The 21,436-nt window shown below is 40.7% G+C and carries 22 protein-coding genes; 8 read left to right on the forward strand and 14 right to left on the reverse strand.

What is annotated here, in order from left to right:
• The first annotated feature begins 27 nt into the window (after positions 1-27).
• Together FTV52_RS10100 and FTV52_RS10105 are read left to right on the forward strand one after the other, a co-directional pair.
• A complete protein-coding gene (locus tag FTV52_RS10100) occupies positions 28-276 on the forward strand; it encodes an AbrB/MazE/SpoVT family DNA-binding domain-containing protein (protein WP_004973383.1) in 249 nt (82 codons plus the stop codon).
• Entirely contained in the window at positions 276-611 is a 336-nt protein-coding gene (locus FTV52_RS10105; RefSeq protein WP_179990758.1) for a type II toxin-antitoxin system PemK/MazF family toxin, read from the forward strand. The genes FTV52_RS10100 and FTV52_RS10105 overlap by 1 nt, the downstream gene beginning before the upstream one ends.
• A gap of 89 nt (positions 612-700) precedes the next feature.
• Here the strand turns inward: FTV52_RS10105 and FTV52_RS10110 are convergent, their stop codons facing one another.
• The 4 genes from FTV52_RS10110 to FTV52_RS10125 form a co-directional block, all read right to left on the reverse strand.
• The gene (locus FTV52_RS10110; protein ID WP_004973386.1) at positions 701-1,900 is read right to left on the reverse strand and encodes an acyl-CoA dehydrogenase family protein; all 1,200 of its coding nucleotides are present in this window, start codon (positions 1,898-1,900) and stop codon (positions 701-703) included.
• 51 nt (positions 1,901-1,951) lie between these two features.
• Positions 1,952-3,262, reverse strand: a complete 1,311-nt coding sequence (locus FTV52_RS10115) for an acyl-CoA dehydrogenase family protein (protein ID WP_004973388.1) — start codon at positions 3,260-3,262, stop codon at positions 1,952-1,954.
• A gap of 269 nt (positions 3,263-3,531) precedes the next feature.
• Positions 3,532-4,905 (reverse strand): AarF/ABC1/UbiB kinase family protein, encoded by a 1,374-nt coding sequence (locus FTV52_RS10120; protein ID WP_004973390.1) that lies wholly within the window; start codon positions 4,903-4,905, stop codon positions 3,532-3,534.
• 143 nt (positions 4,906-5,048) lie between these two features.
• Positions 5,049-5,354 (reverse strand): hypothetical protein, encoded by a 306-nt coding sequence (locus tag FTV52_RS10125; RefSeq protein WP_154320717.1) that lies wholly within the window; start codon positions 5,352-5,354, stop codon positions 5,049-5,051.
• A 230-nt stretch (positions 5,355-5,584) separates the two neighbouring features.
• Between FTV52_RS10125 and FTV52_RS10130 the strand changes: the two genes are divergently transcribed.
• The 3 genes from FTV52_RS10130 (at position 5,585) to aroC (ending at position 8,190) form a co-directional block, all read left to right on the forward strand.
• Entirely contained in the window at positions 5,585-5,965 is a 381-nt protein-coding gene (locus tag FTV52_RS10130) for a DUF1311 domain-containing protein (protein ID WP_004973395.1), read from the forward strand.
• A 106-nt stretch (positions 5,966-6,071) separates the two neighbouring features.
• Positions 6,072-7,082, forward strand: coding sequence for a 50S ribosomal protein L3 N(5)-glutamine methyltransferase (gene prmB / locus FTV52_RS10135; protein WP_004973398.1), 1,011 nt, complete (start codon positions 6,072-6,074; stop codon positions 7,080-7,082).
• Positions 7,083-7,095: 13 nt separating this feature from the next.
• The gene (gene aroC / locus FTV52_RS10140; protein WP_004973401.1) at positions 7,096-8,190 is read left to right on the forward strand and encodes a chorismate synthase; all 1,095 of its coding nucleotides are present in this window, start codon (positions 7,096-7,098) and stop codon (positions 8,188-8,190) included.
• Positions 8,191-8,442: 252 nt separating this feature from the next.
• Here aroC and FTV52_RS10145 read toward each other — a convergent pair whose 3' ends face one another.
• The 8 genes from FTV52_RS10145 to FTV52_RS10180 all read right to left on the reverse strand — a co-directional run bounded on the left by FTV52_RS10145 (position 8,443) and on the right by FTV52_RS10180 (position 14,437).
• Positions 8,443-8,742: a cyd operon YbgE family protein gene (locus FTV52_RS10145; protein WP_004973403.1), complete on the reverse strand. Its 300-nt coding sequence runs from the start codon at positions 8,740-8,742 to the stop codon at positions 8,443-8,445.
• Between the two features lie 4 nt (positions 8,743-8,746).
• Positions 8,747-8,848 (reverse strand): cytochrome bd-I oxidase subunit CydX, encoded by a 102-nt coding sequence (gene cydX, locus FTV52_RS10150; RefSeq protein ID WP_004860610.1) that lies wholly within the window; start codon positions 8,846-8,848, stop codon positions 8,747-8,749.
• A 24-nt stretch (positions 8,849-8,872) separates the two neighbouring features.
• Entirely contained in the window at positions 8,873-10,018 is a 1,146-nt protein-coding gene (gene cydB, locus FTV52_RS10155) for a cytochrome d ubiquinol oxidase subunit II (protein ID WP_179990759.1), read from the reverse strand.
• A 2-nt stretch (positions 10,019-10,020) separates the two neighbouring features.
• Complete coding sequence (locus FTV52_RS10160; RefSeq protein WP_096900849.1) at positions 10,021-11,601, reverse strand: cytochrome ubiquinol oxidase subunit I; 1,581 nt, start codon at positions 11,599-11,601, stop codon at positions 10,021-10,023.
• Positions 11,601-11,792, reverse strand: a complete 192-nt coding sequence (gene cydP, locus FTV52_RS10165; protein WP_070155611.1) for a cytochrome oxidase putative small subunit CydP — start codon at positions 11,790-11,792, stop codon at positions 11,601-11,603. The genes FTV52_RS10160 and cydP overlap by 1 nt, the downstream gene beginning before the upstream one ends.
• Before the next feature lie 553 nt (positions 11,793-12,345).
• Positions 12,346-12,954 (reverse strand): OB-fold-containig protein, encoded by a 609-nt coding sequence (locus FTV52_RS10170; RefSeq protein ID WP_096900848.1) that lies wholly within the window; start codon positions 12,952-12,954, stop codon positions 12,346-12,348.
• Between the two features lie 152 nt (positions 12,955-13,106).
• Entirely contained in the window at positions 13,107-13,418 is a 312-nt protein-coding gene (locus FTV52_RS10175; protein ID WP_171287411.1) for a Rieske (2Fe-2S) protein, read from the reverse strand.
• Between the two features lie 14 nt (positions 13,419-13,432).
• Entirely contained in the window at positions 13,433-14,437 is a 1,005-nt protein-coding gene (locus FTV52_RS10180) for an adenosine kinase (protein ID WP_179990760.1), read from the reverse strand.
• Between the two features lie 139 nt (positions 14,438-14,576).
• Here FTV52_RS10180 and FTV52_RS10185 point away from each other — a divergent pair, with 139 nt between their 5' ends.
• The 3 genes from FTV52_RS10185 (at position 14,577) to FTV52_RS10195 (ending at position 19,297) form a co-directional block, all read left to right on the forward strand.
• On the forward strand, positions 14,577-15,026 hold the full coding sequence (locus FTV52_RS10185; protein ID WP_096900846.1) for a GNAT family N-acetyltransferase: 450 nt from the start codon (positions 14,577-14,579) through the stop codon (positions 15,024-15,026).
• A 148-nt stretch (positions 15,027-15,174) separates the two neighbouring features.
• On the forward strand, positions 15,175-18,114 hold the full coding sequence (locus tag FTV52_RS10190; protein ID WP_179990761.1) for an insulinase family protein: 2,940 nt from the start codon (positions 15,175-15,177) through the stop codon (positions 18,112-18,114).
• 34 nt (positions 18,115-18,148) lie between these two features.
• The gene (locus FTV52_RS10195) at positions 18,149-19,297 is read left to right on the forward strand and encodes a phospholipase A (protein ID WP_179990762.1); all 1,149 of its coding nucleotides are present in this window, start codon (positions 18,149-18,151) and stop codon (positions 19,295-19,297) included.
• Positions 19,298-19,393: 96 nt separating this feature from the next.
• On the opposite strand, the gene FTV52_RS10200 is transcribed toward FTV52_RS10195, so the two are convergent.
• The gene (locus FTV52_RS10200; RefSeq protein WP_179990763.1) at positions 19,394-20,734 is read right to left on the reverse strand and encodes a TrkH family potassium uptake protein; all 1,341 of its coding nucleotides are present in this window, start codon (positions 20,732-20,734) and stop codon (positions 19,394-19,396) included.
• Positions 20,731-21,387 (reverse strand): TrkA family potassium uptake protein, encoded by a 657-nt coding sequence (locus tag FTV52_RS10205; protein WP_179990764.1) that lies wholly within the window; start codon positions 21,385-21,387, stop codon positions 20,731-20,733. The genes FTV52_RS10200 and FTV52_RS10205 overlap by 4 nt, the downstream gene beginning before the upstream one ends.
• Between the last annotated feature and the right edge of the window lie 49 nt (positions 21,388-21,436).

The raw sequence follows: 21,436 nt of genomic DNA on the forward strand, positions 1-21,436 counted from the left end.
ATATATTTATATAATATTGAGGTGGGTATGATTCATACAAACTTGAGAAAAGTAGGTGGTTCGGTCATGCTTGCCGTACCGCCTACATTATTAAAAAGTTTAGGTTTAGATGCGGGAAAGGAAGTTTCTCTGAGCATTGTGAATGGTAAGTTAGTGGTCGAACCTAAAGCGAAGCCATCTTATAAATTGGCTGACTTGCTGCAAGAGCATCAAGCTTTAGCATTAGAGCAAGATGCGTGGCATGATGTAAAAGCAGTTGGGCGAGAAGAAATCTAATGAATCAAGGCGATATTTATTTGATTTCATTAGATCCAACACTTGGACATGAACAACAAGGTAAGCGACCTGTATTTGTTATTTCACCTAAGTCATTTAATCTTATTACTAAAATGCCGATTGTTTTGCCTATTACTTCTGGTGGAAACTTTGCACGAAATATGGGTTTCGCTGTAGAGCTTATTGGTGGGAAAACTACAGGTATTGTGCGTTGTGATCAATCTAGAGCTTTAGATTTTGAAGCTAGACACGCGCGGTTTTTAGAATCCTTGCACGCAGATGTTTTGGATGAGGTTTTAGCAAGATATATCGCAATTTTTTCACCTGAAGATTAATTTATATCGAAAAAGACAGAAATTTATAGCAATATTTCTATGAAAATCTGTCTTTTATCTTACTTTACTATATGCCTTAAATCATAAAATCACTTGAGCTCACTCGAACTTTTACCTAATTCACGACGGGCAATAATCAATAGCTGAATCTGTTGCGTACCTTCAAAAATATCTAAAATTTTCGAATCACGTGCCCATTTTTCCAATAACTCATCTTCGTTATAACCCACCGATGCAGCTAACTCGACACACCTGAGCGTGATTTCATTACACACGCGACCAGCTTTGGCTTTGGAAATAGAAGCTTCGCGTGAGTTAGGCTGTTTATTGTCTGCCATCCATGCTGCTTTGAGCATCAATAAACGTGCGGCTTCCCATTCTGCTTCCATCCGATAAGTCTGTGCTGCGATATGTGAACACTGTAAATAGGGCGTGGCATAATTTGCATCTAATTGGTCTTTAAAAATTTCCTTAATCCGCTCTAAAGCGGCTTTGGCACAACCAACGGCCATAGCTGCCACCAAAGGGCGAGTGTTATCAAAGGTTTCCATCACACCTGCAAACCCTTTGGCAACATCAATTTCTGTATTGCCTAAAAGGTTGCTCGCAGGAACACGGCAATTTTCAAATCGAATTGTTGCTGTGTCCGAGGCTTTAATCCCTAATTTATGTTCTAAGCGTTCCACGGTCATGCCAGGTGTGCCCTTAGTCACAACAAAGGATTTGATCGCAGCACGTCCCAGTTTTTTGTCTAAGGTTGCCCACACAACAACGGCATCGGCGCGGTCACCAGAGGTCACAAAAATCTTTTCACCATTTAAAATATATTCATTGTCTACTTTGGTGGCAGTGGTACGAATAGCCGCAGAGTCAGAACCACAGTTGGGTTCGGTAATTGCCATGGCTGCCCAAACACCATTAAAGCGTTGTAATTGTTCTTCATTGGCCACCGCAGCAATCGCAGAATTACCTAAACCTTGGCGTGGCATACTGAGTAATAAACCTGTATCGCCATAACACATTTCGACAATACTCAGTGCGGTAGACATATTTACGCCATTTTTGTTACCTGTAGATGTGTCACCACGTTTGTTGACTGCTGCACCTGCATTCATGCCATCGCCCGCTTGGTTCATACCATCAACTAAGGCGGCAAGCATGTCTAATTCTTTCGGGTAGGCGTGTTCGGCTTTATCATATTTCCTTGAAATGGGACGTAATACATTTAAAGCAACTTCATGTGCCTGATCGACCAACATTTTGAATTTTTTTGGATTTTGTAAATTCATGGATGTATTCCTTATTTTTCTAGCTGGCTATCGTTTATTGATGGTGTGAGATTAAGCATGCAAGCCTGAATGCATAATTGCAGTCGCACGTAAATCACGATACCAACGCTCTACAGGATGTTCTTTGGTAAAGCCATGACCACCTAAAATTTGCACGCCATTGGTGGCAATTTGCATAGATTTTTCTGCACAGAGCAGACGTGCTAAATATGCTTCTCGATGAAAGTTTTTACCCGATTCGGCAAGACTCGCTGCATTCAGCAACAGCATGCGCATGGCTTCAATTTCAATGGCCATATCTGCAATCATAAAAGCCACACTTTGACGATGTGAAATTGGTTCGCCAAATGCAGTGCGCTCATTGGCATAGCGAATACAATAACTTTTCACTGCTTCACAGCAACCAACTGCCATGGCGCACCACATGAGATTGCCTAAATCTAAAAATGCGCTGTAATCGAAATCATCTGTGCCTAAACGCTCCGCAGGGGTTTGATTAAACTTTAAAGTCGCTGTTTCGCAGGCTTTTAAGCCCATTGCAGGCGCTGCTTTAAATTGAATAGAAGCATCACGTTGCACAATGAACACATCGGCTTGACCATTTAGCTCTGCACTAACCAAAAATAAATCTGCTGTTTCGGCCAAAATCACCAGCGTTTTTTCACCTGTAATTAGGTACTGTCCATTTTGCAAAGTCGCTTTGGTTTTTAGCTGATACGGATTAAACGCAGCAGTATTTTCCTGAATCGCAAAAGTGGCTTGAAGTGGCGTTGGATGGTTCGCGTCTGTTTCGGAAAACGCAGATAAATACTGATTTTGAACCTGTTCTGAACCCCAGCGAGTTATGGCATTCATTACGCCAAATGTGGAAAGTAATCCTGCGGTTAAGCCAAAGTCGCCACGTGCCAATTGTTCGGCAATTAAAATATGGCTGACAATATTTTGTTCAGTGGCAACACCGCCTAAAGCTTCGGGCAGAGCATAGGTGTTCAAACCTAAATCTGTGCTGTATTGCCATAATACTTGTGGGAATTTCGCATCATGATCTGCCTGATGTGCCAATGGATAGATCACTTCTGTAGCAAATTGCTGCATGGCATCGACCAGCATTTGCTGTTCTTCACTCAATGACAAATCAAATAAATCTTTGGATTGACGTGTCAGTCGTTGTTGCGGTAATTTTTGTGTGCTTTTAAAATTTTTTTGAGTGGTTTCAAAGGTTTTAAAACCTGCTTTGGCTGAGTGATATAGAGATTGTTCAACCCATTTGCGTAATTTGAATTGATCGAGCAGATCACTCGATGCCATTTTAGTGAGTAGCGCTAAGCCGAATCCTTGGGCTTTGTTTATCATTTGACTCATGATTGTGTTGTCCTACACAAAGAATGCTTGTTTTTTATGCTGACATGCAGACTATAAAAAAACTATGTCATTGCTGACATGCAGAATTGTCAAAGATAAACGGTAAAAATTTTCTTATAACTGGACTAATATGTGGATTTTTATAGATTATTAATTTTATAGAAATCTACGCTTTTAAAATAAATTGACCTAAATGACAATTGCATCGAGTGGGCAACAATCATTTAGGTCTATATAACAGCTTTGATCAAAGAAATAAAAGTTGGGACTTAAATAAACTTTTGAATCATTTTGCGGACATTGGTTTTCGCATCAATCACGGTCATAAAGGTGTAAGCACCAATAAATTTACGGCTAATAAACATAAATTCTTTAGGAGGCACACTAAAGTAACGCGAAGCCATCGATTTAGATGCTTGTTGCATGACACGGCTATGCAGCTGACTTTTTTTCCAGTCATAGCGCGATTGTTCATCCATCACGCCTGCAGGTAAATCGCGGTTATTGTCTAAGTGACTAAAGGCTTCGGTTGCCAATAGAAACACTTTGGCCATATCTGGTTTAATGCTTTCAGGGATGCTGTCAAAAAACTCATAACCCGTCATGGCATTCACCATCATTTGTGGGTCGTGGTAATAACCCGCCTTGATCAAATTACGCGCCACAGTCAGCAAGTGTTGATCAAATTGACGAATAGCACCAAAGTCGAGCAGTACAATTTTATCGTGAATATCTTCACCATTACCTAAGCGAACTAAGTAGTTGCCAAAGTTCGGGTCAGTCTGCATTTCGCCCCATTCAAATACTTCACGCACAGCAATTTCTAAAGAGGCTTCGCCTAATTGGTTACGGCGTTCTTGAGGTAATGAGAGCATGACAGGGCTGTTAATCGGTACGCCACGTTCAAAGGTCATACACAGCACTTGGTCGCTACAGTATTCATCCACAATTTGCGGCACAATGTAGCGCGGATCATCTTTTAAACGGGCAGCAAAACGACGTGTCGTTTCCGCTTCAATTTGATAGTTGACTTCACGATGCATCATTTCACGCACTTCATCAAACCACTGATCAAATTCACGGGTTTGCGGCACCATGCGTGTCAATTTGAGCATATTTCTAAATAGGCTCATGTCTGAGTCAATCGCATCTGCTACGCCTGGATATTGGATTTTTAATACCAACTCCAAACCATCCGACTTGCGGGTCGCGCGGTGAACTTGAGCCAAAGAGGCTGTACCTAATGGCTCATGATCAATGGTGAGATCATCAAGTTTGGCACCTAACTGTGCCTGTAATTGCTGTTTAATTGCAGGCCATGCCAATGCGACAGTCTGGTTATTCAGCGTGTTGAGTGCTTGCGTAATTTCTTCAGGTAAAAAATGTTCGCCGTACAGCGCCATCATTTGCCCAATCTTCACGATAGAGCCTTTGAGTTTGCCAATTTCAGCCACCAAGTAATCGGCTTGTTCTTTCATGGCTTTTTTTCGTTTACGTTCTTTTTCTTCTTCGCTTGAAAACATAGAGGTGGCATTCGAGGCTGCCCATCGTGTTCCTGCCAGTAAAGATGCCTTTGCGATGGATAAGCGTCGATCCATAGAGGAAGTCTTGAGTTGTTTAAGCTTATCGTTCTGATCTGACATTAAAATCAATCCTTAAATCAGCAATACGCAGGAAAATTAGATTGTAACGGATATTAGCGCGTCTTAACGTATTAAAAAAGTTCAACTTGCTGAACGACGAGTTTCCTCGTGAAAAAAGTATGAAAAACGGCTTAAAAGTACTTTTACATCCGATATTGCACTTTGGTTTCGGCTTTTTTCATCAATTGCGCTTTGTTGTCTTGGATAAATTTGAGAATCATCAATTTTACAGAATCGTGTAAAAAACCATGCGCATATCCCTTAACAATAATCACGCTGGGCAAACTAAAAAATAGATATTTGGCATCATCTAATGACGAATTTTCAAAAATGCCGTTTTCAATCAAAATTTGCTGAAAAAATTGTTTTTCAATCAAGACTGCTTCGGAGTGGTTGTCGTTCCAATAGCTTTGGCGCATGGCCATCAAATTATTGTGTTTGTAGCTCATAAGGCTGAAAGCTTCATCTATAAAATGAGTAATTCAATTATTGGGATATTGTCACATTTTTCAATGATTATTGTGCATTTATCATCGACTCAGCTATAAAAAGCAGGAGATTGACTATATGCTTTTTAACCTGAATCTTGTAGCATCAATGCAGCAATTTGGGTTTTGTAAAATTATAAAATATTGAAAATTTACCGCGCTTTAAAAACAGACTGCGCTCAGGGGAAAATATGAAAGTTTGGATATTTACACTATTGGGGATGCTGACTTTGGGTACAGCTCAAGTTTGGGCGAATGGCGTTTCACAAGGCTATACGCAATGTATGAACAATAGTTATGGCAAAATTTCCCAATCGCAAAAATGTATTAAAACTGAGCAAAAAGCACAAACCAAACGACTCAAAAAACACTATAAAGCCTATGTAAAACGCAGCGCAGGCAATGCCAGTAATATTCAACAACAGCATCAACTTTGGGAAAACCGTGTAAAACAACGCTGTTATTTATCGACTCAAAGCGATTTTGCCGCATTACAACGTGCACAATGTGTTTTGCTGCAAACAGCAGAGCGCGCTGATTATTATCAAGGTCAGTTTGTGGGAATCAAATAAGTAAAACCATAGTAAATAAATTACTTGGAAACTGCTTAAACATTATAAAACCGAGCAAAACAAGGTATCATAAGGCGTTTTAAAATTTGACCTTGGAGCGCCTTAAGTGGATCGACCGACAATTAGCCCTGAACATTTGCAGGAAGCTGCTGAAAACCTATCAACCATTCGTGATTTTATTCGCTTTGGGGTTACAGCACTACGTCAATACGATGCACATTTAGGTCAAGGTACAGAAGATTATTTTGCAGAAAGTTCTGCATTGGTGTTACAAACTTTGTCTTTAGACTGGAATGCAGACGCTGAAATTTTAGATGCAAAATTATTGCCGAGCGAAGCAGCTGAATTTTTAAGCTTGCTCGAACGTCGTATCAATGAAAAAGTACCAACTTCTTACTTATTAAACTTGGCGTATTTCTTCGGAAAACCATTTTATGTCGATGAGCGTGTTCTAATTCCACGTTCACCTATTGCCGAGCTAATTGAAAATCGTTTTGCGCCATATTGCCTAGATGAAGAAGGTCAAATGCGCGAAGCAGATAACAATTTACCAGCCAATGCTGCGCCTAAAACCCCACAACGTATTTTGGATATGTGCACGGGTTCAGGTTGTATTGCGATTGCTTTGGCTTATGCTTTTCCAGATGCTGAAGTCGATGCAACTGACATTTCAAAAGATGCTTTGGAAGTCGCACAAATTAACTGTGAACATCACAACAAACAATACCAAGTGGCGTTGCTTGAGTCTGATTTATTCGCCAAAATCCCAGCCGAAAATCAGTATGATTTAATCGTATCTAACCCGCCGTATGTTGATGCGGAAGATATGGCAGATTTACCTGAAGAATTCCATCATGAGCCAGAATTGGCATTGGCAGCAGGGCAAGACGGCTTAGATTTAGTCCGTAAAATGTTGGCGCAGGCGGCAGATTACTTAACTGAAGATGGTCTGATTGTGATTGAAGTAGGTAATTCTGAATGGGCGATGAAACAGAATTTCAACACGGTTGATTTGCACTGGTTAAAATTCCAAAAAGGTGGTTCAGGTATTTTTGCATTGACTGCAGCACAATGCCGTCAATATCGCGATTTATTTATTCAATCTGTTCAAGCATAAGGAGTCGTTGGACGTGGCAGGTAATAGTATAGGGCAACTTTTCCGTGTAACGACTTGTGGTGAATCTCATGGCGTAGGTCTGATGGCGATTGTCGATGGCGTGCCACCGGGGATTGAACTGTCTGCAGAAGATTTACAAAAAGATTTGGATCGCCGTAAACCGGGTACGTCTAAGTTTGCGACACAGCGTAAAGAACCCGATGAAGTTGAAATTATTTCAGGTGTCTTTGAAGGTAAAACCACTGGAACTTCAATTGGTTTACTGATTCGTAATACTGACCAAAAATCGAAAGACTACGGTAATATTGCACAGACTTTCCGCCCTGGGCATGCAGATTATACCTATACGCAAAAGTATGGTTTCCGCGATTATCGTGGTGGTGGACGTTCAAGCGCACGTGAAACAGCAATGCGCGTTGCAGCAGGTGCAATTGCAAAAAAATACCTGTTCGAAAAATTTGGAATTGTGATTCGTGGTCACGTCACTCAAATTGGTACAGAAAAAGCTGAAAAGCTAGATTGGAACGAAGTACCAAACAATCCATTTTTCTGTGGCGATGCCGATGCTGTACCACGTTTTGAAGCTTTGGTAACGTCTTTGCGTGAACAGGGTACAAGCTGTGGTGCAAAACTGGAAATTGTGGCTGAAAAAGTTCCTGTGGGTTGGGGGGAACCTGTTTTTGATCGTTTAGATGCCGATATTGCCCATGCCATGATGTCTATCAATGCTGTGAAAGGCGTTGAAATTGGAGATGGTTTTGCAGTGGCAGCGCAGTTTGGGCATGAAACCCGTGACGAACTGACCACTGACGGCTTTTTGGCGAACCATGCAGGCGGTATTTTAGGCGGTATTTCTAGTGGTCAAGATATTCGTGTTGCGATTGCTTTAAAACCAACAGCCAGTATTACTACACCTGGTAAAACCATTAATTTAAACCGTGAAGATACGGATGTACTGACCAAAGGACGCCATGATCCTTGCGTAGGTGTGCGTGCAACGCCAATTGCAGAAGCTATGCTTGCGATTGTATTGATGGATCATTTCATGCGTCATCGTGCGCAGAATGCCGATGTGGTTGCACCGTTTGCACCCATTGAGCCGAAATAACAATATGCTTTAAGCAAGGTGCATAATCATTGCCAAGTGCGAAAATATGTTGTGAAAAAAGCCAAGCCGTAGTGTTTGGCTTTTTTCTGCCTGAGTTTTGAGCTTAGTTCTTCTTTTAGATTGTAAGTTTCAAAATTTTATACGCTGTTTTATATGGTGAAGATGCAGAGGAATGATCTGCGGCTCCTAAATATTAAGCCAATAAAAAAGAGCGCATATTGCGCTCTTTTCAAGGAATTTATTTACACCTCATTAAAGAAACCAAGTGTAATAACCCCAAATCATCAATGGCCAAGCCACAAATGGGCTAAATAACCATTTCCAAAACCAAAAGCGTGGAATAAAACCAACACCGTGTACAAAGCCACCTGAAATACCAATCATAATAAACATCATGGCACGGTGGCTATATTCACCGTTGGCATCCAGCATTGCTGCTGGATGAAGAAGCAGTACAGCTGCGAGTGGGAATGCCAATAAACATGAAATAACCATCGCAATCTTGTTCGGTTTTTGAACTGTTGTTTCAGCGTTCACTGCAGTGTCTGTCATCTAATTATTCCTCGTCAAGGTCTTGATGAGATTCAATATACAGGGCACTCAAGACACCTGCAAAGCATGCCATCAGAATACCGAGAATCCATGCAAAGTACCACATAATTTATTCTCCTTAGACACAGCCTTAGTAAAGGCTGTGTGAATTCTCTTTAATGTGCTTGTTGGTGATAACGCCCCACATTTTGTAGTAACACCAAGTGGTGTATAGCAAAATAATTGGTACGAAGATACATGCCGCAATAGTCATTACAGTCAATGTAGTTTTACTTGATACCGCATCCCACATGGTCAAGCTTGCAACTGGGTTGAGGCTTGATGGCATTAAGAATGGGAACAATGCAAAACCAGCAGTTAAAATTGCACCGATCACCGCTAAAGATGAACCTGTGAAACTTAAACCCGCTTTATTTTTACCTGCTGCAAGAACAATCAAAATACCGCCCAAGATGCCCATAATTGGTGCAATCATGGTAATAGGGTACGCTGAGTAGTTATTCATCCAGCCTGGGTTTGCATTGGTTAAAACTTCTTTAGCCAATGGGTTTGCTACGCCATTCGTGTCGTATGGAGTGACTAGGGTATAACCTTCGATACCACCGAAGTATAACCATGCGCCTGCACCTAAGAAACACACAAGGAACACAATACCCATGATTTGCGTTGCTTTTGCAGAGCGTGCACGTAAGTCACCATCGGTACGCAGCATTAACCATGCACCACCATGCGCGCAAAGCATAGACAAGCTGACTAAACCACACACTAAAGCGAATGGGTTTAATAATGCAAAGAAGCTGCCTGTATATGTTGAACGTACAGTTTCGTCTAGGGTAAATGGTACGCCAAGGAACATATTACCAAACGCAACACCGAACACTAATGCAGGAACTGCACCACCTACAGCCAAACCCCAGTCCCAAGATGTACGCCATTTGGTGTTTTCAAGTTTTGAGCGGTAGTCAAAACCAACTGGGCGCAGGAATAGGGCAAACAGAACTAAGAGTAGTGCCCAATACATGCCTGAGAATGCTGTTGCATATACCATTGGCCAAGCAGCAAATAACGCGCCACCCGCTGTAATGAACCAAACCTGGTTACCATCCCAGTGCGGTGCAATCGTGTTGATTGCAGCACGGCGTTCTTCGTCATTTTTACCTACAAATGGCATGATCGCCATTGAGCCCATGTCGAAGCCATCGGTGAGGGCAAAGCCAATGAGTAATACACCCACCAACACCCACCAAATGATTTTGAGTAATTCATATTCGATCATGCTTAAGCCTCCTCATTGGCTTTTTTCGCAGCTTCAATTTTCTCGAAGTGGTATTTACCAGTATGAAGCGAGCTTGGGCCTAGACGTGAGAATTTGATCATCAAGTACATTTCAATAATCAGCAAAACGGTATAGAACGCTGCCAATGCAATGATTGAGCCCCATACGTCGCCAGTGCTGAGTGAAGATGCAGACAAGTGTGTTGGAAGTACTTCACCAATTGTCCATGGTTGACGACCAACTTCTGCTACATACCAACCTGTTTGCGCTGCAATCCAAGGTAATGGTAATGAGAATAACGCAAATTTTAATAACCAAGGTTTGCTTTCTGCGTTGCGTTTAGCCACTGCAAAAGTTGCAAGTGCGAATAACAACAGCATTAAGAAACCAGAAGCTACCATGGCACGGAATGCCCAGAACAAACTTGGTACGTGTGGAATAGTATCCGCAGCAGCCATTTTAATTTGTTCGTCAGTCGCATCTACTACGTTTGGCGTGTATTTTTTCAACAATAAACCATAACCCAAATCGGTTTGAGTTTGCTCAAATGCAGCTTTAAGTTCAGGAGATTGGTCGCCCGCACGTAATTGCTCAAGTTGTTGATAAGCAACCATACCGTTACGAATACGAACTTCGTGGTTTGCGATCAGGTCTTTAATACCAGTCACTTCTTCGGTGATAGAACGCGTTGCAATAATCCCCATTACATAAGGAATTTTAACTGCGTAATCTGTCGTTTGCGTTTCTTCGTTTGGAATACCAAATAAAGTGAACGCTGCAGGAGCAGGGTGAGTATCCCATTCTGCTTCAATTGCTGCGAGTTTGGTTTTTTGAACATCACCTAATTCATAACCTGATTCATCACCAAGTAGAATTACAGATAAAGTAGAAGCTAAACCGAAAATTGCTGCAATAGCGAATGAACGACGCGCAAATGGCAAGTCTTGCTTTTTCAATAAGTAATAACTTGAAATCGCTAAAACGAAAATAGCACCCGTTACATAACCTGCAGAAACAGTGTGTACGAATTTAACTTGCGCAACAGGGTTAAAAATTAACGCCCCGAAGTCAACCAATTCCATACGCATGGTTTCGTAGTTAAAGGTAGAACCCACTGGGTTCTGCATCCAGCCGTTGGCAACTAAAATCCAGAGAGCGGACATATTAGAACCAAGCGCAACCAGCCACGTTACACATAAGTGCTGCACTTTGGAGAGGCGATCCCATCCAAAGAAGAATAAACCAATGAAGGTCGATTCTAAGAAGAAGGCCATTAAACCTTCAATTGCGAGTGGTGCACCAAAGATATCACCCACGTAGTGTGAGTAATACGCCCAGTTTGTACCAAACTGGAACTCCATGGTTAAACCAGTGGTTACCCCTAAGGCAAAGTTAATACCGAAGAGTTTTCCCCAGAATTTGGTCATGTCTTTATAAATTTCTTTACCAGAAATCACATACGTGGTTTCCATAATGGCAAGAATAAAAGCCAGACCTAAAGTCAGTGGAACAAAAATAAAGTGATACATCGCGGTCATTGCGAATTGGAACCGCGAGAGATCGACCACGCTTTCAGAAATCATCAACGTGTCTCCTTGATTGAGGAAGGACTGCCAGCAATACGCTCAGCAACTTGTGAATCAAAATTTTGAGGAATAGTTGGGGCATCAAACCAAATATTTTTGATGACCATTAACAGCACGACCTTAATTATTAAAATGATCGTGAGTTCACGAACTACTTTTCTATTTAAATCTTTAGGAACTAAGCTCACTTTTATAAGCCTATTTTTTAAACTGTGTTTTATATTATTAAACAAAAACATACAAAAAAAAATAGCTGGCACAGTTAAAATGCAAATATATTGTTAACTTATTATAAATCAATAGTTTGTTTTTGGGTGTTGCAGAGAATAAATGGAGGAAAGTAATATTTTTTAAACTTGACAGAAACACTTGTAATTAATAATTCAAAATCTGACTAAAATACTTATATTTTAAAAAAGCAAATCAGACTAAATTGCTATGAATAAAAATCAATCTAAAAATAGCAATAAATTAGAGATATTATCAGCTAATAATTATTCTCATTCTTTTGTTAAAGTTTAATGACGATTCCGCATATTTTTTTATTTCCCTACAATGTAGTGGTGCTTTGTCTTTGGCTTAGTCTAGGGTAAACAGCATTTTTTCATAATGATTTTGTGTAAATATTGTTCAGATCACATGAAATGTATCGTTTATAAACAAACAGATTGTGTTGAGTTTGAGTGAAAAATTTTAACTTTCTTAGGTCAGCAAGATTGGTTTTAAATCTTAAAAAATAACTTATTGATTGCTAAATAGGTTATTTGATGCCGAAATTTTTTTGGCAAGATAGTGAGATCTTTTTTTGCGCACAATAATAATTTGAGCTTGAAATTCAAGTTCACCAAATTCAGGTTCAACCTGCACATAATGCAGTTGCCCAAACTCATCACGTACACGTGCTTGTGCAGAAAAACCAGGACGGGCATTACCACTGGAAATTGTGGCTAAACGTCCGAGTAAATCGACTTGGCGCACGCTATATTTGGGCTTAATCACTTGGTCTAAACAGTGAATCATGAAGACTGTAAAAAAGATGGCAATAATAAACGCTGGAATAATAATGTAATAAGCAGGAACGAAATGTTGTTGTTGTGAGTAAATCAAAAACTGTAAAAAATATCCTGCAACACTGAAATTCATCAGTAAAAAAACAAAAATCAGTACTTTAGAAAATTTAACATCTAAAAGTGGCGATTCTGTAATTCGTTGTGAAAATGCACGTTTGAGCAACTGACTTGGGCGAAAATTAAAGTAATAACCAATCGTTTCGACAGTGCTGAGTAGCAATAAAACAACTAGGCTGAGATGAAAGGGCATTAAGTTCAAATCAGATAAAAACTCATGCATGCGCTAAACTCACGTGTTGAAATATTTATAGGTGATGTTATTAGATGCAGATCATTGATCTAACTCTGCTTAGAGAGCATAGATAAATGATCTGGTTTTGTATAGAGCTAAGATTTGGAACTTTTCGCTTCTTTCTGAAAGTTGCAAAAAAGTTAGTCGTTGATCAAGTAAATCCCACCATCTGAATGAACGCTGATCTCAACTTTCTCAAGTGATTGACCTAAACATGGGCCAGAAATACATTCACCTGTTTCAACTAAAAATAAAGCACCATGCGTTGAGCATTCAATATATTCTTGGTCACGGTCTAAGAATTGGTTTTCTAAAAATTCTAATTCCACTTGTAGGTGTGGGCAGACGTTTTGGTAAGCGTAATACATGCCATCACGTTGGGTGATAAAAATTGTGTCACCATTTGGCGTTTCGTAGGCACGTGCTTCACGCTCAGGAATGTCTTCCATCATACAAATTTTATTCATTACGCAGATTCCTTTTGAATGCTATGTAAAAGTTTAGCGTAATCTTCTACCGCAAGACGAGGGCCGAATTGAGAAACCACTTCACTTGAAATCAGAATGGCAAGTTGAGCTGCAGTTTGGAAACCTAAGCCTGCATTGAGTGCATACAGGAATGAACCTGCAAAGGCATCACCCGCACCGTTGGCATCAACAGCAGTGACTTGACGACCTGGTACAGAAAAAGCGTTGTTGCCATCATAAATTAGGGCACCTTGTGCGCTCAATGTAATGACAATGTATTTGCTTTTTTGTTTTAGTTGTTCTAATGCCGCTTCAGCCGTTTCCGTTCCTGTGTACATCATGGCTTCTTGCTGGTTACAGAAGATCAAATCCACACCATCATCTAGTAACTCATCCAAACCTTCACGCGCATATTGCACCATGGCAGGATCAGATAAAGTCAGTGCAATTTTAACCTGATTGGCTTTGGCAATTTCACGCGCTTGTTTTACCGCAGCACGTGCAGTATCACTAGTAGATAAATAACCTTCGATATAAAGCCATTTTGCTGTTTTAAGTGGCTCAAAATCAATTTGTGTAGCAGAAAGTTCTGCGGTAATGCCCAAGTAAGTGTGCATGGTACGTTCAGAGTCATCACTCACAAGTACCATACAAGTCCCTGTAACGCCTTCACTGACCGATTTGGTTGTGGTGTGAATACCTGCTTCATTTAAGCCTTTGAGGTAAATATCACCAAATTCATCGTTACCAACACGGCAGGCATAGAAGGCTTGACCACCTAAAGCACTAAATGCAACGGTGGTATTTGCGGCAGAACCACCCGAAGCTTGGCCTTTATGTCTTTGTGTTTTAATTAAGTTGTTGTATAAATTTGCTTGTGTTTCACCATCGGTTAATTGCATAGTACCTTTTTGCAAGCTATGTTGAATGAGAAAGTCATCCGAGACTTGAAATTCTTGGTCAATTAATGCATTACCAATTGCAAAAAGGTCAACAGTTGCCATGTCTTTAAATCACAGTCAAAATTAAAAACGCTAAGTTTACACCAATGCTCAGGATTGCTGTAGTTTCATGAATAAAATTCAGCTGAATGAATGTTATTGATGAAAAATAGGGGTTTAGCAGAGTTATCAGGAAGGTTAGATGAACATCGAAATTAAAGAAGCACAAGAGTTACCAACGCAAATTCAGACTTTGGCCAAACATGCTGCTCAAGAAGGCTTTGATTTTGTCCATCGTTTAATTGAAGAATGGGAAAGTGGTAAAAACCGCTTTAATCAGCCTGGTGAGTTTTTATTGTTTGTTTACGATGGTGATCAATTGGTTGCATGTGGTGGCTTAAACCAGCAATGGAATGAGCAAGATATTGAAAGTCGTATTGGACGTGTACGTCGTTTTTATGTTTTGCCAAATTATCGTAAACATGGCGTAGGCAAACAGCTCTTGCAACATTTAGAGAAAAAAGCACGTGCTAATTTTTCGGCGTTGTGTTTAAACACTGATACCAAATCGGCAGCGCATTTTTATCAAAAACATAATTATGTGTATGTCGAAAATCATCCAAACTATAGTTATTTTAAATACCTGATCTAGTTTTGCTTCTGCTACAAGCAGTGTAGGCAGCATTTTGTTGATACTTTGCAAATTTCAATCAATTTAGTCGAGTTTTCAACGTGAATTATCTAAAGAACTAAAGCTATAATGGCTTTAGTTTTTTATTTGCTTATTTTTAGGAGATCACATGACTGTAGATGTCACTGAAACCATTTCCCAGACTGTACATCCTGCGTTTCAGTTGGTACGTCAACACCATGTTGAAGCCTTAGACATTTTAGTGTCTGAATATAAACATAAAGTTACAGGTGCGGTGCATTATCATTTGGCGACAGATCATGATGAAAATGTATTTTTAGTCGCATTTCGCACTCAGCCGATGGACTCCAAAGGTGAGGCACATATTTTAGAACATACTGCGTTGTGTGGTTCTGAAAAATTCCCTGTCCGTGACCCGTTCTTTTTAATGATTCGTCGTTCATTGAATACTTTTATGAACGCATTTACCGCGGCAGATTGGACGGCTTATCCATTTGCAACACAAAACAAAAAAGATTTCCAAAACCTGCTTGCGGTGTATATGGATGCGGCTTTTGCAGCCAATTTAAATCCTCTCGATTTTGCTCAGGAAGGTATTCGTATTGAGCTGGAAAATGGCGAGCCTGTTTATAAAGGCGTGGTATTTAATGAAATGAAAGGTGCGATGAGTTCGCCATCCGATCAGCTTTATCACCAATTGGCTTATCATTTATTCCCTGAAACAACTTACCACTACAATTCAGGTGGCGACCCGAAAGATATTCCAGATTTAACCTATCAAGAATTGGTAGATTTTTATAAGTCACATTATCACCCAAGTAATGCGGTATTTATGACTTTTGGCAATACGCCTGCATACGATTTACAAGAACAGTTTGAACAGTTGGCTTTGGCGAAATTTGAACAGGGCGAAACGTTGTATTCGAAGCCTGAGCGTCGTTTAGCTGCGCCAGTGGCAGTGACTGAAAGTTATGCAGTCGATGCAGAAGAACTGAAAGATAAAACTTATCATGTTTTGGCGTGGTTATTGCCTGAAGCAAGCGATATTAAATTACGCTTAGGTATGCGTTTGGTTGAAGGTGTTTTACTTGAAAATTCTGCATCACCACTGCGTCATTATTTGGAAACTTGGGCGCATGCACAATCTACAGGGCCATTGACGGGCGTGGATGATTCCAACTTTGAAATGACCTTCTTCTGTGGTGTGCAAGGTTCTAACCCTGAACATGCAGCAGAATTTCAGGCGGGCGTTTTAAAAGTTTTACAAGACGTGGCTGCACAGCCTGTGGATACGGCATTGGTCGATGCAATTTTGCATCAAATTGAATTGCATCAGCGTGAAATTAATGGCGATGGTATGCCATACGGGTTGAGCTTGATTTTAAATGGTTTAAGCAGTGCAATTCACCACAATGACCCAATTCAGGTGTGGGATGTAGATACTGCGATTGAGCAAGTCAAAGAAGAACTTAAAGATCCAATGTGGTTATCACGGCTAATTCAGACGCATTTAATTGATAACCCGCACCGTGTTCAAATGACTTTGGTTCCAGATGCAGAAAAATCGGCCAAAGATGCTGCACTTGAAAAAGCACGTCTGGCTGAGATAGGCGCACAACTCACAGATGAGCAAAAAGCAGAAATCGTCGCGCAAACGGAAGCTTTAAAAGTCCGTCAAGATACGCCAGATGATTTGAATTTATTGCCAAAAGTTGGTTTGGAAGATGTGCCTGCAGCTTTGCATATTGTGCAGGGTGAGTTGCGTGAAATTATCAGTAACCGCATTGATTATCCTTTAAATTTATATCATGCAGGAACCAATGGAATTTACTATCAGCAAGTATTGATTCAAATTCCTGATGAAATTGTTCAATCGCCATATTTTAATTTGCTGTCTATTTTGATGGGCGAAGTGGGTGCAGGTGAATACGACTATTTAGAATTACAACAGCTACAAACCGCAGTCAGCGGTGGTTTGGGCATGGGCGCATCTTTACGCTCTAAAGTCGATGACAAAAATCAGATCAGTGCATGGCTCACTTTAACCACTAAGTCTTTGGTGAATAATCTTGAAGCCATCCGCTTGCTGAAACTGGCATTTGAGCAATTACGTTTTGATGAAAAAGACCGTATTATCGAGCTATTACAACAACGTAAAACCCGTTGGCAGTCGCGTTTGTCGGGTTCGGGGCATAGTTATGCCATGCAAATTGCAGGACGTCATCACAGTGCTTTGGCACAGCGCGATTACAACAACACAGGTTTGGGCGCATTAAATTGGTTGGCTGACTTGGTTGCTAAAATTGAAAAAGATACAGCGGAGTACGAGAAACTGATTGCTGAATTGCAATTGATCCACCATAAATTACTGCAAGCACCTAAACAATTTTTGTTGGTATGTGAAGAACATCAATCTGACCGTTTGGTCGAAGAAGTTCAAGAAGTTTGGGATAAACTTACTGTTGCAGAAAATCCTGCTGCTTTAACTCAAGTTCCTGTAGATCATTCAACGCAAGATCAGGCATGGTTGATTCAAGCCAATGTGCAATTCTGTGCTGCTGCGTATCCTGCGGTGGAAGTGTCGCATCCTGATGCTGCACCTTTGATGGTATTGGCTGCATATTTGCGCAATGGTTTCTTACACAGCGCAATCCGTGAAAAAGGCGGTGCTTACGGTGGCGGTGCAAGCTACGATGGCAATGCATGTTCATTCCGTTTTTACAGTTATCGTGATCCACGCTTGGCAGAAACTTTCGCAGACTTTGAAGCGAGTATTGATTGGTTATTTAATGCAGAGCAATTGCCGCATCAACTAGAAGAAGCGATTTTAGGTTTAATTGCTAGTATGGATAAACCAGGTTCGCCTGCAGGTGAAGCGATTACTGCATGTTATGCATTATTGCACGCGCGTACACCCTCATTCCGCACAGTATTACGTGAGCGTTTATTGGCGGTGACTTTAGACGATTTAAAACGTGTTGCGGAGCAATATTTGCGTCAGCAGCAAGCATCTAAAGCCGTAGTCGCACCTGTGTCAAAACGTGAAGCATTGGTCGAACTTGGTTTTGAAATTAAACAAGTGAACTGATACGTGAAATAACAACGAAAACTTAGGGGGGTTTATGAGCGCGTTCAAACTGTTTGAACGCACAGGACTGTCGCTGAGTGTTGCCGCACTCAGCACTGTGTTTGTGGCGAAAACCTATGCACAAGACCCAGCTAGCTTAGTTGCACCTGCAACACCTGAAGCCTGTGTGGCTTTAGAGTCAAATGTTGATCGTTTGGTGTGTTACGATGCTCTGTTTAAAATTCCTGAAGCAGAAAAAACAGCGCTGATTAGCGAACGTCAAGCCGCTCAGGCACTTGCTCCTGCACCTGAAACTGTGACAGAAAAAATTGCAGTGGGTGTGAGTAATATATTTTCATTTGATGTAGCAAAGCTTGATCCGAATGTATCTTTACTGGATAAGCGCTGGGAGCTTTCACCCGATAGCAAATTAGGCACATGGAATTTACGTGCTTATCAACCTGTGTATTTGATGCCCGGCTTTTGGACCAGTGATAAAAACGAACGTCCACAAAGCTTGAATGAGCAAAATACCGTTCCCGTGGGTAAGGAGCAAAACCTGACCTCAATGGAAACCAAATTTCAGCTGTCTTTAAAAACCAAAGCGGTAGAAAATCTGTTGGGTGATAACGGTGATGTGTGGCTAGGTTATACCCAGTCATCACGTTGGCAGGTTTATAATGGTGATGAGTCACGTCCATTTCGTGAAACCAATTATGAGCCTGAAGCCAGTTTGATGATCCGCACCAACTATACACTTATGGGGCTGCATGGTCGTTTATTGGGTGTGACGTTGAACCATCAATCCAATGGTCGTTCTGATCCATTATCACGCAGTTGGAATCGGGTGATTTTTAATTTAGGTTTTGAAAAAGACAATTTTGCCTTGATGTTACGTCCGTGGTATCGCATTGAAGAAGACCGCAGCGATGACAATAACCCTGAAATTAAAAATTATATCGGGCGTGGCGATATGTTGGCATTTTATCGCTGGAAAGAGCATGACTTTTCTTTGATGCTTCGTCATAGCTTAAAAGGCGGTGATGACGCGCACGGTGCAGCACAGTTTGACTGGGTTTTCCCAATCAGTGGAAAATTACGCGGTCATTTCCAATTGTTTGATGGTTATGGTGAAAGCCTGATTGATTATAACCACCGCGCCACCTATGTTGGTTTGGGTGTGTCTTTAATGAATTGGTTTTAAGTAGATTAAGATTGATTTCTCATTATTGCTCGCTGAATATAAAACGCCAATCTTGAAGATTGGCGTTTGTTTTTGAAGTCGGATCGTATCCAGCTTTTATCCAACTTGAATATCTGCGGTTGGATGTTTAAGTCGGCTTTTTTGTGGTGTGGCGATTAAATAAGCCAAAGTCAGCGGCCCTAAACGACCTGCAAACATCAACAACATTAAAATAATTAAGCTGGCAGGTTGTAATTCACCTGTAACACCACGGGATAAACCCACCGTGCACGCTGCAGATACAGCCTCAAACAACAGGTCTAAAAAATTCAGTTTCGGTTCAAGGGCAAGTAAGCTAAACAAACCGAGGCAAATTAACATACCTGTGATGCTGATCACCGCCAAAGCTTTAAAGGTGGTACGTTCAGGTACAGCATGATTAAACACACGCACCTCATCTGAACGTCTTAAAAAACTGATCACACTTAAAATGACAATAATAAATGTGCCAACTTTAATACCGCCTGCGGTACTGAGCGAACCACCACCAATAAACATCAGAAGCATGGTGAGCAAGGTCGAGCTATTTTGCATACTTGCGACATCTAGACTATTAAAGCCTGATGAGCGAGGAACGGTAGCGTGAAACCATGCATTGAGGGCTTGATCGCCAATACTCATGGCTGCAAGGGTATGTGGATTATTGGCTTCAATCGCCCAAATCAGCAGAAAGGCCACAAAGTTTAAACCAGCAATGGTCGATAAAATCAGCTTGCTATTGGGTGAGAGTTTTTTCCAGCGTTTGGCACGTTTAATATCCATGAGTACCACAAAACCAATACCGCCAATGATATACAGCATACTAATAGTTAAGGTAATCAGGTATTGATCTGCAAAACTCATTAAGCTATTGGGAAATAATGAAAATCCACCATTGTTAAAGGCTGAAACACTATAGAAAGCCGCATAGAAAAATGCATCGCTAAATGGATAATCCTGCATCCATGCCAAGGTTAAAATAACCGTGCCAATCCCTTCAAAAAACAATGAGTAGAGCAACACGCTTTTAATGGTCATCGACACTTTAGACAGGTTGGTTTGCCCAATGGTGTCTTGCGCCATGATTTGTTGTTTTAAACCAATTTTGGATGACAAACTTAAAACCGCTAAAATCGCAAAAGTCATAAAACCTAAGCCACCACATTGTAACAACAACATAATGACCATTTGCCCAAATACGGTATAAGCATCGCCAATATTCACTACAGACAATCCAGTGATCGTCACTGCAGATGTAGCAGTAAATAAGGCATTAATCCAACTCATCTCGCCATGATGGGAAATGGGCAGTTTCAGCAAGATTGTGCCAATGCTAATAAAGCTTAAAAAGCCCAGTGCCAAAAGACTGGGTGGGCTTAAATTGACAGTTTCGATTGGTTGTTTCGCTGTTTTTTTCATTCTGACTTAAATTGTTTAGATAAGCGTTTTAATGGTTCAAGTTGTCCTCCAACCACCAAAATATCATCTGTTTGTAGCATTAAATTGGATTCAAGCGTATAGAAAATCGTTTCGGCACGTTTAAACAGTAAAAGTTTAACTTCGGGTGCATGTGACATCAGACTATGAATGCGCGTGCCATGCAAGTTGTCTTTAATTTTTACTTTTACAATATAGTGGTTGTCGTTTAGGCTCATATAACGACTCACCATCGGATAACTCAGCGATTGCGCGATGCGAACGCCCATATCTTCTTCAGGGTGAATAATTTTACTTACGCCCAAATGGGTCAAAATCATGGTGTGCGCTTTACTTTTGGCTTTAACGTAAATTTTAGAAATACCCAAATTCTTTAAATTTAAGACACACAAAATACTGGCTTCAATATCTTCACCAATGGCGACCACCACTGCATCACAATTTTGAATATTCAGTTCTTCCAAAACGTGTTCATCGGTTGCATCGGCAATCACCGCATGGGTAATTTGATCGGCAATGTTTTCTACAAACTTTTTATTGCTATCAATCCCAATGACATCATGGTTGAGTTTGACCAATTGTGTCGCCACAGTTGCACCAAAGCTACCTAAACCAATGACAGCAAATTGTGCCATAGCATCATCCTGAAAAATTATATTATTCTTCCAATATTCTAAAATATTT

It is taken from the genome of Acinetobacter sp. YH1901141 (assembly GCF_013416935.1).
In the GTDB taxonomy this organism is placed as follows: Bacteria; Pseudomonadota; Gammaproteobacteria; order Pseudomonadales; family Moraxellaceae; genus Acinetobacter; species Acinetobacter towneri.

Bases quoted from the DNA above. Each gene is read 5' to 3' on its own strand.
- FTV52_RS10130 (WP_004973395.1), top strand. From the start codon at position 5,585: ATGAAAGTTTGGATATTTACACTATTGGGGATGCTGACTTTGGGTACA.
- FTV52_RS10110 (WP_004973386.1), bottom strand. From the start codon at position 1,900: ATGAATTTACAAAATCCAAAAAAATTCAAAATGTTGGTCGATCAGGCA.
- FTV52_RS10160 (WP_096900849.1), bottom strand. From the start codon at position 11,601: ATGATTTCTGAAAGCGTGGTCGATCTCTCGCGGTTCCAATTCGCAATG.
- FTV52_RS10190 (WP_179990761.1), top strand. From the start codon at position 15,175: ATGACTGTAGATGTCACTGAAACCATTTCCCAGACTGTACATCCTGCG.
- FTV52_RS10185 (WP_096900846.1), top strand. From the start codon at position 14,577: ATGAACATCGAAATTAAAGAAGCACAAGAGTTACCAACGCAAATTCAG.
- cydX (WP_004860610.1), bottom strand. From the start codon at position 8,848: ATGTGGTACTTTGCATGGATTCTCGGTATTCTGATGGCATGCTTTGCA.
- FTV52_RS10120 (WP_004973390.1), bottom strand. From the start codon at position 4,905: ATGTCAGATCAGAACGATAAGCTTAAACAACTCAAGACTTCCTCTATG.
- FTV52_RS10205 (WP_179990764.1), bottom strand. From the start codon at position 21,387: ATGGCACAATTTGCTGTCATTGGTTTAGGTAGCTTTGGTGCAACTGTG.
- FTV52_RS10175 (WP_171287411.1), bottom strand. From the start codon at position 13,418: ATGATGGAAGACATTCCTGAGCGTGAAGCACGTGCCTACGAAACGCCA.
- FTV52_RS10195 (WP_179990762.1), top strand. From the start codon at position 18,149: ATGAGCGCGTTCAAACTGTTTGAACGCACAGGACTGTCGCTGAGTGTT.
- FTV52_RS10145 (WP_004973403.1), bottom strand. From the start codon at position 8,742: ATGACAGACACTGCAGTGAACGCTGAAACAACAGTTCAAAAACCGAAC.
- FTV52_RS10115 (WP_004973388.1), bottom strand. From the start codon at position 3,262: ATGAGTCAAATGATAAACAAAGCCCAAGGATTCGGCTTAGCGCTACTC.
- FTV52_RS10100 (WP_004973383.1), top strand. From the start codon at position 28: ATGATTCATACAAACTTGAGAAAAGTAGGTGGTTCGGTCATGCTTGCC.
- FTV52_RS10180 (WP_179990760.1), bottom strand. From the start codon at position 14,437: ATGGCAACTGTTGACCTTTTTGCAATTGGTAATGCATTAATTGACCAA.
- FTV52_RS10105 (WP_179990758.1), top strand. From the start codon at position 276: ATGAATCAAGGCGATATTTATTTGATTTCATTAGATCCAACACTTGGA.
- FTV52_RS10200 (WP_179990763.1), bottom strand. From the start codon at position 20,734: ATGAAAAAAACAGCGAAACAACCAATCGAAACTGTCAATTTAAGCCCA.
- FTV52_RS10170 (WP_096900848.1), bottom strand. From the start codon at position 12,954: ATGCATGAGTTTTTATCTGATTTGAACTTAATGCCCTTTCATCTCAGC.
- FTV52_RS10125 (WP_154320717.1), bottom strand. From the start codon at position 5,354: ATGAGCTACAAACACAATAATTTGATGGCCATGCGCCAAAGCTATTGG.
- cydB (WP_179990759.1), bottom strand. From the start codon at position 10,018: ATGATCGAATATGAATTACTCAAAATCATTTGGTGGGTGTTGGTGGGT.